Consider the following 13,641-nt stretch of genomic DNA (forward strand, 5'->3'; position numbering starts at 1 on the left):
CAATACAGATCATTGCTGGATATCGTGCGATTCGTGACCTCCACCAGCACGAGCCGCCCCGTCGGCGAACTGCTGCGCCAGTGGCGGGAACGGCGGCGGATGAGCCAGATGGACCTCGCCATCCAGGCCGACATCTCCACCCGCCACCTGAGCTTCGTGGAGACGGGCCGCTCCAGGCCCAGCCGTGAGATGATCCTCCACCTCGCCGAGGAGCTGGAGCTGCCGCTCCGCGAGCGCAACCACCTGCTGCTCGCCGGGGGCTTCGCCCCCGTCTTCGCCGAGACCCCGCTGAACTCCCCGGAGATGACCTCGGTCCGCGAGGCCATCGGGCAGGTGCTCGGCGGCCACCAGCCGTACCCCGCCGTGGTCGTGGACCAGCGCTGGAACCTCGTGGACCGCAACCCCGCCACCGGTCTGCTGCTGCGCGGCGTCGCGCCGGAGCTGCTGGAACCGCCCGTCAACGTGCTGCGGCTGAGCCTGCACCCCAAGGGGATCGCGCACCGGATCCTCAACCTCGGCGAGTGGCGGGCCCACCTGCTGCACCGGCTCCGCCGCCAGATCAGCCTGACCGCCGACCCCGAGCTGACGGAGCTCTGGCGGGAGCTCGACGGCTACCCCTGCGACCAGCCCGAGCCCGAGATCGGCACGGGGCAGGGACAGATCGTGATCCCGCTCCGGCTCCGCCGGGGCTACCGCGAGCTGGTCTTCTTCAGCACGATGACGACGTTCGGCACGCCTCTCGACATCACCGTCGCCGAGCTGGCCATCGAGGCGTACTTCCCCGCCAACCCCGAGACCGCCGCCTACCTGCAGCACCAGCACCACCCCGACTAGCGGCCCGCCGCCCGCCCGGGCCGGTCCCGCCGGTGGAGCCGTTCCGGTGGAATCCGTGCCGGCGGCAGCCGTGGCGGTGGGGCCGTCTCCCCGGCCGTCTCCCCGGCCGTCTCCCTAGGTCGCGGACGGCATCAGGATGTTGGTGATCCTCCTCCGCGTCCGGCCCTCCCCCGGGCCGTTGGCCGCCCAGGTCTCGAACACGGCCCGCAGGTCGGCCGCGAACGCGGCGAACTCGGCGTCGGACAGCCACAGGGCGGTTTGGCGGTAACCGACGCCGTCGCGGCGCAGGTCGACGTCGCCCCCCTCCAGATAGCGGTCGAAGTCGGCCATCAGCCCCGCGACGAAGGCCATGAAGGCCTGCCGGTGGTCCTCCGTCGTCATCGCGGCCAGGTCCTCCTCGGTGATCTGCGCGGCCGCCAGGCGGAGCGCGTAGGTGCGCTCCACCGCGCCCCGCACCCGCTGCTCGCCGGTGACCTCCAGGACGCCGGCGTCGGTCAGCGCGGCCACGTGGCGGTAGAGCGTGGCGGTGGAGACGTCGGAGAGCTCCGCGGCGAGGGCCGCGGTCGTCATGCGGCGGTCGCCGAGCAGCGCCTGGACGATCCGCAGGCGCACCGGGTGAAGGAGGAGGTCGACGCTGGTCGTCTTCGCGATCTTCATGGCTCAACAATCTCATATTTGACATCAATCTCAAAGATGAGAATACTCATTGCCAGGCAAAGAGGAAAGGACGCACGATGGCGACGATGACGACGACCGCGACCGAGCTGGTGCTGGCGCTCAGCGAGGGCGAGAAGGTGGCGGGGCTCCACGGGGACATCCGCGTGCCGCTCTCCGCGGTCCGCGATGTCGACGTGGTGCGCAACCCGGTGACCGAGGTCCGCGGGCTCCGCGCCCCCGGCCTGGCGATCCCCGGCCGGACGAAGATCGGCACCTGGCGGAGGCCGGGCGGCAAGGCCTTCGTGGTCGCCCGCCGCGGCACGCCGGCCGTACGGGTCACCCTGGAGGGCGCCGACTACGCCGAGCTGATGGTCGGCGACGACGACGCGGCCGCCCTCGCCGGCCGCGTCCGCGCGGCGGCCGGCCTGCCCGAGCCCGCCGTCGAGCAGCGCGTCACCTTCGCCTCCGGGGAGCTGACCCTCGGCGGCACCCTGGCCCTCCCGCCCGCGGGCGCGACCGGCGCCGGGCCGTACCCGGTGGCGCTGGTCGTCACCGGCTCGGGCCCGCTGGACCGGGACGCGAACCACAAGAGCATGCGCATCGGCACCAGCCGGGACCTGGCGCACGCCCTGGCCCGCGCCGGGGTGGCCTCGTTCCGCTACGACAAGCGCGGCGTCGGCGAGTCGCAGGGCTCCTTCCTCGCCGCCGGGCTGAGCGACAACATCGACGACGCGCGGGCCGCGCTGGCCTGGCTCCGGACCCGGCCGGAGGTCGACCCGGCCCAGGTGTTCGTCATCGGGCACAGCGAGGGCGCCGTCGTCACCACCGCCCTGGCCGCCGAGCCCTCGGCGGACCTGGCCGGGGTCGTGCTGCTGGCCGGCATGGCGAAGACGGGCGAGGAGACCCTGTCCTGGCAGACCCGGCAGATCGCCGGCGACCTGCCCGCGCCGGTCCGGCTCGTCCTGCGCGTGCTCCGCACCGACCTGGTCGCCAAGCAGGCCGAGGCGGTGACCAAGATCAAGGCCACGACGACCGACGTCGCCTGGATCCAGGGGCGCAAGACGAACGCGCGCTGGACCCGCGAGTTCATCGCCTTCGACCCCGCTCCGCACCTGCGCGCGCTGCGCACGCCGGTCCTGGCCGTAACCGGCGCCAACGACGTCCAGGTCGACCCCGACGACCTGGAGGCGATCGCGGCCCTGGTGGACGGCGACGTCACGACCGTCCGCATGCCCGGCCTCAGCCACCTGCTCCGCCGCGAGGAGGAGGGCAACGGCGGCCTGCGCACCTACAAGCAGCAGGTCCGCAAGCCCACCGACCCCGAGGTCCTCACCCTCGTCACCGACTGGATCACCAGCCGCCTCCCCGAGCGCTGACCCTGCCGCCCCGGCCGGGTGGTACGGCTCGCCGTACCACCCGGCCGAGGCCTCCGGCTGGGACGTCCGGGATCTCTGCGAAGATCACAGCATGCGCGTACGCGGCGGAGCCCTCCCGGTCCTGCGCGAAAGAGACGTCCTCAAGTAGTACATAAGTAGTGCATTGGCGGCATGGAGACCACCGCACGCGAGTTCAACCAGCGGTCCGCCCGGATCCTCGCCGCCGCCGAACACGGCGAGACCGTCGCGGCGACGAAGAACGGCCGGCACATCGCCACGCTGGTCCCCGCCGATCAGATGGAACCGCCGCCCCCGTTCCCCACCGATCCGATGGGCGACGATGACGACCTTCCCCTGTTCGACGGACCGCCCGATCTCTCGGCCCGCACCGACGCGCTGCCGGCCGAGAGGTTCGGCCGGTGAGCGCTCCGGTGGCCGTCGCGGGCACGTCCGCACTCCTGGCGCTCTTCAACCGCCAGGACACCGAGCACGCCGCCTGCGTCAAAGCCCGCGCCCAGATCAGCCACCTGGTCATCTCCCCGCTGGTGCTCGCCGAACTCGACTGTCTCGTCACCGGCAGGATCGGCCAGAACGCCGCCCTCGCGGTCCTCGACCACATCATGGACCGGGTCGACGTGAAGCGGTACGAGGTTCCCGAGCTCTCACCGCACCTGCGCACCGCCCGCGCACTCATGGTCCGCCACCGGACGATGAACATCGGCCTGACGGACGCCGTGAACGCCGCCGTGGCGCGGCGCCGGTCCCGTCCGCCTCGGTCGCCTGTACGGCCCGCCGTACGAAATTTTCATGCCGCCCGCCCCGACCCCACTGCCCGTCCGCAGGTCAGCGCCACTTGACGGAGAAGCCTGACGGCAGGTCTTGATGACTGGAAAATTTCGGTGATATCCCGAATCTTTCAGAGGCCATGTCGTCCCGCGTGGCCGTACGGGAGAACAGGACAGCGCGGATGAGGATGAGAAGCAGAGTGCTGGCAGCGGTGGCCGCCGCCGTGACGCTCGTGGCGGCCTGGGTCGTCACCGCGGCGTCCCCCGCCGCCTCGGCGACCCTGACCGAGGTGACCGGCTTCGGCGCCAACCCGACCAACCTGCGCATGCACCTGTACGTGCCGGACCGGGTCCAGGCCAGGCCCCCGGTCCTGGTGGCCGTGCACTATTGCACCGGCTCCGGGCCGGCCTTCCACTCGGGCACGGAGTTCGCCTCCCTGGCGGACCGGTACGGCTTCGTCATCGTGTACCCGTCCGCGACGCGGAGCGGCTCCTGCTTCGACGTCTCCTCTCCGCAGGCGCTCCGACGCGACGGCGGCAGCGACCCGGTGGGGATCATGTCGATGGTCCGGTACGCCCTGCAGCGCCTGGGCGGCGACCCCGACCGGGTCTACGTCACCGGGGCGTCGTCCGGAGCCATGATGACCAACGTCCTGCTGGGCGACTACCCCGACGTGTTCAAGGCCGGAGCGGCGTTCATGGGGGTGCCGTTCGGCTGCTTCGCCACCACCGACGGCTCCGGCTGGAACAGCGCCTGCGCCAACGGGCAGGTGGTCAGGACCCCGCAGCAGTGGGGCGACCTGGTGCGCGCCGCCCACCCCGGCCACAGCGGTCCGCGTCCCCGGATGCAGATCTGGCACGGCACCGAGGACGCCACGCTCCGCTACCCGAACTTCCAGGAGCAGATCAAGCAGTGGACCAACGTCCACGGCATCGGCCAGACCCCGGTGCTCAGCGACAGCCCGCGCCCGGGCTGGACGCGGACCCGCTACGGGAGCGCCGGCGAGCAGGCCCCCGTGGAGGCCGTCAGCCTCCAGGGAGTCGGGCACAACCTGCCGATGGGCGGGATGGCCGAGGCCGCGATCCGGTTCTTCGGCCTGGACGGCGGCGGCCCCACCGCGACCCCCACCGTCACCCCCACGGTGACCCCCACCGCGACCCCCACCGTGACGCCGACCGTCACCCCCACGGTGACGCCGACCGCGACGCCGGGCGCGGGATGCCGGGTCGCCTACACCGTGAACGCGTGGAACACCGGCTTCACCGCCTCGGTGCGGATCACCAACACCGGCTCCTCCCCGGTCGGCGGCTGGTCCCTGGCGTTCACCCTCCCGGCCGGACAGACCGTCGTCTCCGCCTGGAACGCCACCGTCTCACCGTCCGGCGGACAGGTGACCGCCAGGAACGCCTCCTACAACGGGACCATCGCTCCGGGCGCCTCGGCCGACTTCGGCTTCCAGGGCGCCCACACCGGGAACACCGCCGCGCCCGCCTCCTTCAGCCTCAACGGCGCCCCCTGCGCCGCCGGCTGACCGCGGCCGTCGAGGCCTTCAGGCGCCGGTGAGATAAAAATCTTCTCCTGACTCACCATTTATGGAAATTACCGACATGTGTCACGGGAGTCCCCTACTGTGCTGCCGTCGTCCCCCAGCGAGGAGATCCCCATGACACGCGCCCACCGGCGGCTGACGGCTCTCGCCGTCTCCGCCCTGACGGCCCTGCTGGTCACGGCCGGCCAACCGGCCCTGGCGGATCGGGCCACACCGCTGTCCGCCGCCTTCGACCGGGCCGCGGCCGAGTACGACGTCCCGCGCGACCTGCTGATCGCCCTCGGCTACGCCGAGACCCGACTCGACGACCACGGCGGGGAGCCGAGCGCGAGCGGCGGCTACGGCGTGATGCACCTGGTCAGCAACCCCACCACGCACGCCCTGGAGAAGGCCGCCGAGCTCACCGGCCTGCCGGTCGCCGAGCTCCGCTCCGACACCCCCGCGAACGTCCTCGGCGGCGCCGCGGTGCTGCGCGCCCACGCCGACACGCTGGGCCTCGACGAGACCGCACGCAAGGACCCGGGCCGCTGGTACGGGGCCGTGGCCGCCTACGGTAACGCCTCGTCCCCGGAGACGGCCCGCCTGTATGCCGACTCCGTATACGAGATGCTCGGCGTCGGGATCAGGGCTCCCGGCGGCCTCGTGGTCGTGCCGCAGGAGGTCACCGCCGACCGCGGCGAGTACGCCGGGGCCCGCGACCTGACCGCGTCGGCCACCACGCTGAGCACCGACTACGGGCCCGCGGCCTGGGCGGCGGCGAACTCCGGCAACTACACCGCCTCCAGCCGCGAGTCGAGTCACGCCATCGACCGGATCGTCATCCACGTCACCCAGGGCTCCTACGCCGGCAGCATCTCCTGGTTCCAGAACCCCGGTGCCGACGTCTCGGCGCACTACGTGGTCAAGTCGTCCAACGGCGCCATCACCCAGATGGTCCGCGACAAGGACATCGCCTGGCACGCGGGCAACCGGACCTACAACACCCGCTCCATCGGCATCGAGCACGAGGGCTACGTCGACAACGCCTCGTGGTTCACCGACGCGATGTACCGGGCCTCCGCCGCGCTGACCCGCCACCTCTGCGACAAGTACGGCATCCCGAAGGACCGCGCCCACATCGTCGGCCACAACCAGGTGCCCGGCGCCACGCACACCGACCCGGGCTCGAACTGGAACTGGACCACGTACATGAACCACGTGACCGGCGGCAGCACCCCGTCGTGGTCGACCATCGTGGACAACGCCACGGCGGGCAAGTTCACCGCCGGCGCCGGCTGGGGCACCTCGACCTTCTCCAGCCGGCGTCAGGGCGCCGACTACCGCTTCGCCTCCCCGGCGGCGGCCGGCGACTCCGCCTGGTACCGGGCGGGCATCCCCGGCGCGGGCACCTACAAGGTCGAGGTCTGGTACCCGGCCGACCCCGGCTACAACAGCTCGGCGCCCTACATCGTGGCGACCTCGAGCGGCAACAAGACCGTCTACGTCGACCAGCGCTCGGGCGGCGGCGCCTGGCGCAGCCTCGGCACGTTCAGTCTCAGGGCCGGCACCTACGACGTCGTGGGCGTCAGCCGCTGGACCTCCGGCACCGGTTACGTCATCGCCGACGCCGTCCGCATCAGCCGCGCTTGACGTCGTCCGCCCGGCCGGCGCCCCGCTCCGGGAGGCGGGCGCACGGCCAGGTAGGCGGCGTAGACGTGGCGGTAGGCGAACTCGTCGTACTCGTCGTGGACCCGGTCGAGCCAGGCCCCGATCCCGTCCTCTCCCGTCCCGCCACCGGTCTCCTCGATCATGATCCTCAGGGTACGGCCGTCAGCCGGCCGCCCGCCGTACGAGGTTCACGAGGTTCACGACGACGGCGACGGCCGTGCCGACGATCGAGAAGACCAGGACCCAGTGCGCGACGAGCGCCCAGTCGGCGGCGGGGTCGCCGAAGGCGAACGGGAAGACCCGCAGGATCCGGACGAGCGCGGCCAGGCTGATCACCGTGGTGACCAGTTCACCGAGGGACCTCAGCCACTCCGGGTCGTGGATCATGTAGACCAGGTTGGCGACCGCCCCCGCCGCCAGCGAGAGGTTGACCAGCGGCAGCACCTGCCAGGTCTCCTCGGTGAGGAACGGTACGGCCTGCCAGCCCGGCTCCTTGTTGATCAGGTGCAGCAGCACCGTGTCGACGATGGCGGCGACGCCGTACCCGAAGCGGCGGGCGGCGACGGCCGCCCCGCGCACCGGTGCGGTGGCTCTCATGACGGCCTCCAGGGGTCCGGTGGGTTCCCCCGCTGACCTCACGCTATGCCCGGCGGGCCGGACCGGTCAGGGGCGAAGGTCCTTGAAGGTCCTCGAAGGTCCTCGAAGGTCCTGGAGAGGTCCGCGGGGGCCATCGGCCGCGCCCGACGCCCTCCGTCCGGCTCCGCCAGCCGGCTCCGTCAGTCGGCTCCGCCAGCCGGCTCCGTCAGTCGGCCAGGATGACGTCCCCCACGGCGGACGTGACGACGAAGGAGTCGAGCTTCCGCAGCCGGCCCGTCCCGCGGTCCAGGCGGTACCAGGTGTAGGTGTGGTACTCCTTGCCGCTCGGCCCGCGGTAGGAGTCGGTCAGGAGATCGAGGCGGCCCGCCGCGTCCCAGCGTGCGCTGGAGGGGAATTCGCCCTTGCGGAGCCGGAGGGGGAAGGTGCTCTTCTTCCCGGTGGCCAGGTTGCGGACGGTGACCCGGTTCCTGGACGGATAGGCGTCGTTCCTCGACGCCTTGGCCACGGTGACGCCGTCGGGACCGAGATCGCCCGCCATGTAGACCGACCGCCGCAGCTTCACCGCCCACGTCCCGGTCGCGTAGACCACCGCCCCGGACCGGTGGGTGGCCATCAGGTGCCTGTCGTCCGGGCTGAACCTCGCCAGGCCGTATCCCCGGGGCAGGACGAAGGTCCTCCCGGTGACCGTGTCCACGACCCGGTCCCTGAACGGCTCCTGCGACTCGTGCTCCCCCTCCACGGCGGTGGGCCGCTCCCCCTCCACGCCGACGAACCGCCCGCCGGGGGAGAGGGTCAGCCCGGTCACCCGGACGGAGTCCGGCCGCTTCACCTTGGTCTGACGGGCCCTGCCGGTGGCGACCTCCCAGATCATGAGCGCGCCGTCGCTCCCCCGGAAGTACGCGGCCCGCCTGCCGTCCGGGGAGACCGCCATGAGCCCCATCGCCGGGTTGTCGCCGTCGGTCCTGCGCGCGTCGGGGAGCGCACGGACCCGGCCGTCGCTCAGCCAGAGTTTCCACGGGCCGCAGGGATGCCGGCCGACGCCGCCGTCGTTCACGCAGGCGCTGAGGCCGGCGTAGCGGATCACCGGCCCGGCCGGTGCGTCTCCGGCACGGGACGCGGTCGTGGACGCGGCTTGAGCAGGGGACGCGGTCATGAACGAGGCGGCCGTCACTACGGCCATCACCACCCGGAACGGCATTCCGCCATCTTTCCACGGTGCGGAGCGAGGGCCGCCGGTGTCACGGAGACGGCATACCGTGTTCCCAGGAGGCGCACCATGAGCAGACGACGCTACGTCGCCAGAGGCGTGCCGGGCGGCTACCGCATCTGGGACGACCACGGGCGGCGGTGGTGGGGCGACCTCTACGAGCTCTGCCCGGACGAGCTCCTCGACGAGCTGAACGGCCCGAAGGATCCCGAAAGAATCACCGCCCTTCTCAAGCGGTACCGGGCGCAACGGCGGTAGCCGCTCACGGCTCGGCCCGCTCCCGGTGAACGGCACCGGCCAGACGTGAGCGCTCGGCCGCGGAGATGCGGAGACGAGGGAACCCGTCGATCGTGACGGCTCCCGTGAGCACGGAGAGGTCGAGGTCCCAGTCGGTCTGCTCACGCTCAGCACGGATCCGGCGGACCCGCTCGATCTCGGCCATGGCCTGGTCATGACTCCAGTCGTTCGCCGTGCAGAGGGCGGCGAGCACCAGCATCATCCCGCCTCCGCTCTCGGCCTGGTCGATACGCTGCACGCTGCGGCAGTCAGCACACAGAGCGACCAGCCGCCTGAGCTTCTGGACATGGTGGACGTCATCGAAGGCCCACAGCTCATGGCAGTCGGGCCGGCGAATCCGACCGCGTTCCCCCCGGCGGGGTGTCATGCACATCTCGCACCAGCTGGGGATGGTGTCACGCAGCCGGTTCCAGTCGGCCACGGAGACGATGCTCCTCAGGTCGGATCCCCACGCGTCGGGCGGCAGGAGATCAGTGTTGAGCCGTCCTGGCACCAGGTCGGGATTGGAGGGAACCGCCTCCTCCGTCCGGGGGTGAGAGTCGCCGGGAGGACGACGCCCCAGCGGCGCGAGTGCCTCGGGATCGATGTGAAGACCGTGTTCGGCGACGAACGCGTTGATCGAACTCAGCAAGGCGCCCGTGAGACCGCTCCGGCCGACGGGGACGACGAACCCTTGGAGATCTTCGTCCCAGCGCGTGGCTCCACGTACGGCTTTCCGGAACGTCTCTTCGATGCCGGGGGTGCGCGGGAGCTTGAAGATCAGACAAGGACCGGACCGCCTCACTCTGGGAACCACGGCTTCCTCCTAGGACGACGAGATCATCCCTAACACCATGCATAAAATAAACGACGCCCGCAACCCCGCAGTCCAACGGAGATCTCTCACCATAATGACACTGCAGCTAAAGAGAGGACGCGCCCTGGAGAGTTCTCCTGCCTCCGCTTTCGAACACCCCGGGAAGGATGCTGCAGACTAGCTAACACGCTACGATAATTAACTGCACAAGGTACGCAGGGAGTGTCCTCGCGGGCCACCCCCTACCGTGGCCGTCGAGGGCGCGTCCCGCCGATGCCTGTGCACACCCGGGCGAGTGTCCCCCCAAGGAGAATGTGATGATCGATCGGACGGCCCTGCTTGCCGACCTCCGCCGGCAGACGGCCGAGTTGAAGGCTCACCTGCTCGACTCGTGGACGGCGGAGCCTCCCGGCGAACCCGCGCGGGGGGCGCGGCGGTCGGCTACCCCCTCCAGCGAGCGGGAAGAGCGCGCGGACCGCACCGCCACGGCATGGGTCCTGGGCACGGTCCTCCTACGGTTCTGCGAGGACAACGGCCTGATCGAGCCGGTGTTCGTCACCGGCCCCGGAGAACGGTCCGAGCAGGCGATCCACCGGCAGGGCGAGTATTTCCGCGATCGCCCTCGCGACAACGACCGCGACCGGCTCAGGACCGCCTTCGCGGAGGTGACAGCCGCGCTCGCTCCGGTGCGGATCTTCCCCGACCAGGAGGAGCCCATCCCGCATGAGGCGGCCGGGAGCCTGCTGGCCTTCTGGCGGCGCCGCGACGAGAACGGTGAGCTGATCCACGATTTCACCGACCCCGAGTGGAGTACGGACTTCCTCGGCGATCTCTACCAGGATCTGTCCGAGACCGCCAGGAAGACCTACGCCCTGGTCCGCACACCGGCGTTCGTCAGCGAGTTCATCCTCGACCGCACCCTCGGTCCCGCGCTGGAGGAGTTCGGACCGGACGGGTTCCGGATGATCGACCCGGTGTGCGGCTCCGGAGGTTTCCTGCTCGGCGCCTTCCACCGGCTGCTGTCCGAATGGCAGCGGGCCGCCCCCGGTATGGACAGGTGGGAGGCGGTCCGCAGGTCCGCCGCATCGGTCCACGGCGTCGATCTGAACCCGAACGCCGTCACCATCGCGCGGTTCCGCCTCCTCGTCGCCGCGATGAAGGCCGGAGAGGTCCGGCGGCTCACCGGTCTTCCGCCGCTCGTCCTGCCGGTCGCCGTCGGAGACTCGCTTCTCGACGGCCGCCACGGTCCCGGCCGCCCAGCCGTACTCCGCCGCGACGAGAGCGCCGATCCGCGATCCCCCTCCGACGGGGACGTGCGCCGCTACAGCCCGTCCGGGACGGACCTGCTGGCCGCCGGGAGCTACCACGCGGTCGTGGGCAACCCTCCCTATCTCACGGTCAGGGACAAGAGGATGAACGAGGCGTACCGGGACGCGTACGCCGATGTCTGCTCCGGGAAGTACACGCTGACGGTGCCGTTCGCCCAGCGCTTCTTCCAGCTCGCCCGCCCCGCCAACCCCTCGGGAGAAGGCGCCGGCCATGTCGGCCAGCTCACCGCGAACAGTTTCATGAAGCGGGAGTTCGGTCGGAGTCTGATCGAGAACTTCCTGTCGGAGATCGACCTCACCCAGGTGGTCGACACCTCCGGGGCGTACATCCCCGGGCACGGAACCCCGACCGTCATCCTGTTCGGCAGGAACCGGCCCGCGCGCAGCACCCCCGTCACCGCCGTCGTCGGCCTCCGCGGAGAGCCCGATCTTCCTGCCGATCCCGCGCGCGGGCGGGTGTGGCAGTCGATCCTCGCCCAGAGCTCCGGCATGGTGAGGGAGGACGAGTGGACGCAGACGCTGCTGCTCGACCGGGCGGCGCTGCGGAGCTTCCCCTGGAACCTCACCGACTCCACGACGACGGCGATCCTGCGGAGCATGGGGGACGGCAACCGGCTCGGCGCGCGGGTGGCGCGGATCGGCTATGTCGCCACCACGGGCGCCGACGACGTCTTCATCGCACCGCCCGCCTCCTTCCGGCGGATGAGCCTGGAGAAGGAGGAGCCCGTCAGAGTGATCACCGGTTCGGAGGTCCGGGACTGGACCGTGACCCCGGTGATGGAGGCCTTCCGCCCCGAGGAGATCCGGGTAGGACTGCCGCGTGTCCCACGGGAGCAGCTGGAACGGCTCTGGCCCTACCGGACGGTCCTGGGCCACCGGGCGAACCATTCCGGTGGCTCCTACTTCCAGGCCGGGCGCGCCTGGTACGGCTGGCACCACGTCACGGGGACGAGAGGCGCACATGACTGGTCGATCGTCTTCCCCTGGGTGGCCACCCACCCGCACTTCAGCGTGCTCCGTACCTCCGACGTCGTCCCCCTGCACTCCGCCCCTGTGATCAAGCTGCCGAAACCCGCGTGGGAGGTGGACCACAAGCAGCTGGCGGCGCTGCTCAACAGCTCGGCCGTCTGCTTCTGGCTCAAGCAGCACAGTCAGAGGAAGGGCCAGTCCGGCCCCGACCAGTTGGGGAGCAGTGAACCGTGGACGGATTTCTACGAGTTCACCTCCACCCGCCTGGCGGATCTCCCCCTCCCCCCTGACCGCTGGTCCGGCGACCGGTGGTCACGTCATGCGACCACCTTGGACGATCACGCCCAGGCACTGGCCGCGGCCGTACCCGCCGAAGTCCTCCGCAGCTCTCTCCCGCCCTCGCGCGAAGCGCTGGAGGAGGCGCGGGCGCGCTGGACCCGGCTCAGGGAGAAGATGATCGCTCTCCAGGAGGAGCTGGACTGGGAGATCTACGGCCGGTACGGCCTGCTGCCCGACTCTCAGGACCTCCTGGCCGATTCCGAGGGTGCCGACGTTCCGCGTGTGCGGCCCGGTGAACGCGCTTTCGAGATCGTCCTGGCCAGAAGGCTCTCCTCCGGCACGATCGAGACCGACTGGTTCGAGCGCCACGGCCTGGCACCTGTGACCACAGTGCCCGAGGACTGGCCGCACGCGTATCGGAACGTCGTCCTACGGCGTATCGACGCCATAGAGCGGAACGCCGTCCTGGGAGTCCTGGAACGGCCGGAGTTCAAGAGGCGGTGGGCGAGCGAGGGCTGGGACAGGCTCCTGTCCGACGCCCTGCGCACCTGGCTGCTCGACCGGTGCGAGTCGTCCGAGCTCTGGTACGGCCTGCGGGACGGGTGGCGTCACCCCCGCCCGCTGACCGTCGCGGAGCTGGCCGGACTGCTCCGGCAGGACGACGAGTTCGTCAGGGCCGCGGACTTCTACGCCCCGCGCCGCACCGTGGAACAGGTTCTACGGGACCTCCTCGCCGACCAGCACGTCCCTTACCTCGCGGCGCTCCGCCTGCGCGAGTCCGGCCTGCGCAAGCGCGCGGCTTGGGAGGAGGTCTGGGACCTCCAGCGGCAGGAGGACGAGCTGCGCCGACGCTCCGGCGACCGCGCGGCCGACCGCCTGCGCGACACCATCCCGGTACCGCCCAGGTACACGGCGGCGGACTTCCTCAAGACCGGTTACTGGAGCCATCGGGGAAAGCTCGACGTCCCCAAAGAGCGCTTCATCTCCTACCCGGGCGTCGCCCGCGGAGGAGACCTCCTGATCGGCTGGAGCGGGTGGAACCTCCGGGACCGGGCCCGTGTCCTGCTCGACCTCGCCGAGGCGCAGGAGCGAGAGAACCCCTCTGCGGAGACCGTCATCCCCCTCGCGGCCGGGCTGCTCGAACTGGAGCCCTGGCTGATCCATCCGGACGGCGGATATCACTACCGACCCACCGTGGAGGCGGTCCGCGCCTGCCTCGACCGCGTCCGCACCCGCCATGCCCTCTCCGAGGAGGCCCTGCGGGCGTGGCGGCCCCCGAAGCCGAGCCGGGGGCGCCCGCGGAAGAACCTCTGACCCCG

Annotated in this window: 13 protein-coding genes; 8 read left to right on the top strand and 5 right to left on the bottom strand. The window is 71.1% G+C overall.

Translation table 11 applies throughout. The annotated features are described in order from the left end of the window. The first annotated feature begins 33 nt into the window (after positions 1 to 33). Positions 34 to 834 (top strand): helix-turn-helix domain-containing protein, encoded by an 801-nt coding sequence (locus ACFOWE_RS19960; protein ID WP_377289967.1) that lies wholly within the window; start codon positions 34 to 36, stop codon positions 832 to 834. 114 nt (positions 835 to 948) lie between these two features. Here the strand turns inward: ACFOWE_RS19960 and ACFOWE_RS19965 are convergent, their stop codons facing one another. Beyond that, positions 949 to 1,491, bottom strand: coding sequence for a helix-turn-helix domain-containing protein (locus ACFOWE_RS19965; protein WP_377289968.1), 543 nt, complete (start codon positions 1,489 to 1,491; stop codon positions 949 to 951). 86 nt (positions 1,492 to 1,577) lie between these two features. Between ACFOWE_RS19965 and ACFOWE_RS19970 the strand changes: the two genes are divergently transcribed. The 5 genes from ACFOWE_RS19970 to ACFOWE_RS19990 all read left to right on the top strand — a co-directional run bounded on the left by ACFOWE_RS19970 (position 1,578) and on the right by ACFOWE_RS19990 (position 6,831). Further along, positions 1,578 to 2,867, top strand: a complete 1,290-nt coding sequence (locus tag ACFOWE_RS19970; protein WP_377289970.1) for an alpha/beta hydrolase family protein — start codon at positions 1,578 to 1,580, stop codon at positions 2,865 to 2,867. Between the two features lie 171 nt (positions 2,868 to 3,038). After that, positions 3,039 to 3,290 (top strand): type II toxin-antitoxin system Phd/YefM family antitoxin, encoded by a 252-nt coding sequence (locus ACFOWE_RS19975; protein ID WP_377289972.1) that lies wholly within the window; start codon positions 3,039 to 3,041, stop codon positions 3,288 to 3,290. After that, entirely contained in the window at positions 3,287 to 3,724 is a 438-nt protein-coding gene (locus ACFOWE_RS19980) for a type II toxin-antitoxin system VapC family toxin (RefSeq protein ID WP_377289974.1), read from the top strand. Before ACFOWE_RS19975 ends, ACFOWE_RS19980 begins: the two co-directional genes overlap by 4 nt. A gap of 116 nt (positions 3,725 to 3,840) precedes the next feature. Beyond that, the gene (locus tag ACFOWE_RS19985) at positions 3,841 to 5,184 is read left to right on the top strand and encodes an extracellular catalytic domain type 1 short-chain-length polyhydroxyalkanoate depolymerase (RefSeq protein ID WP_377289976.1); all 1,344 of its coding nucleotides are present in this window, start codon (positions 3,841 to 3,843) and stop codon (positions 5,182 to 5,184) included. 132 nt (positions 5,185 to 5,316) lie between these two features. Continuing rightward, entirely contained in the window at positions 5,317 to 6,831 is a 1,515-nt protein-coding gene (locus ACFOWE_RS19990) for a golvesin C-terminal-like domain-containing protein (RefSeq protein WP_377289978.1), read from the top strand. Here ACFOWE_RS19990 and ACFOWE_RS19995 read toward each other — a convergent pair. The 3 genes from ACFOWE_RS19995 to ACFOWE_RS20005 form a co-directional block, all read right to left on the bottom strand. Further along, the gene (locus ACFOWE_RS19995; RefSeq protein WP_377289980.1) at positions 6,792 to 6,992 is read right to left on the bottom strand and encodes a hypothetical protein; all 201 of its coding nucleotides are present in this window, start codon (positions 6,990 to 6,992) and stop codon (positions 6,792 to 6,794) included. The genes ACFOWE_RS19990 and ACFOWE_RS19995 overlap by 40 nt on opposite strands. 19 nt (positions 6,993 to 7,011) lie before the next feature. Next, the gene (locus ACFOWE_RS20000; RefSeq protein WP_377289982.1) at positions 7,012 to 7,446 is read right to left on the bottom strand and encodes a hypothetical protein; all 435 of its coding nucleotides are present in this window, start codon (positions 7,444 to 7,446) and stop codon (positions 7,012 to 7,014) included. Positions 7,447 to 7,651: 205 nt separating this feature from the next. Continuing rightward, a complete protein-coding gene (locus ACFOWE_RS20005; protein ID WP_377289984.1) occupies positions 7,652 to 8,644 on the bottom strand; it encodes a hypothetical protein in 993 nt (330 codons plus the stop codon). A gap of 78 nt (positions 8,645 to 8,722) precedes the next feature. On the opposite strand from ACFOWE_RS20005, the gene ACFOWE_RS20010 reads away from it, so the two are divergent. Next, positions 8,723 to 8,911 carry a hypothetical protein gene (locus tag ACFOWE_RS20010; protein ID WP_377289986.1) on the top strand — a complete coding sequence of 63 codons (189 nt, stop codon included), beginning with the start codon at positions 8,723 to 8,725 and terminating at the stop codon, positions 8,909 to 8,911. A 4-nt stretch (positions 8,912 to 8,915) separates the two neighbouring features. Here the strand turns inward: ACFOWE_RS20010 and ACFOWE_RS20015 are convergent, their stop codons facing one another. Continuing rightward, on the bottom strand, positions 8,916 to 9,746 hold the full coding sequence (locus ACFOWE_RS20015; protein WP_377289988.1) for a hypothetical protein: 831 nt from the start codon (positions 9,744 to 9,746) through the stop codon (positions 8,916 to 8,918). Between the two features lie 317 nt (positions 9,747 to 10,063). Here ACFOWE_RS20015 and pglX point away from each other — a divergent pair, with 317 nt between their 5' ends. Beyond that, positions 10,064 to 13,636, top strand: a complete 3,573-nt coding sequence (gene pglX, locus ACFOWE_RS20020; RefSeq protein WP_377289990.1) for a BREX-2 system adenine-specific DNA-methyltransferase PglX — start codon at positions 10,064 to 10,066, stop codon at positions 13,634 to 13,636. Positions 13,637 to 13,641: the final 5 nt, after the last annotated feature.

Source organism: Planomonospora corallina (assembly GCF_042650625.1).
In the GTDB taxonomy this organism is placed as follows: Bacteria; Actinomycetota; Actinomycetes; order Streptosporangiales; family Streptosporangiaceae; genus Planomonospora_B; species Planomonospora_B corallina.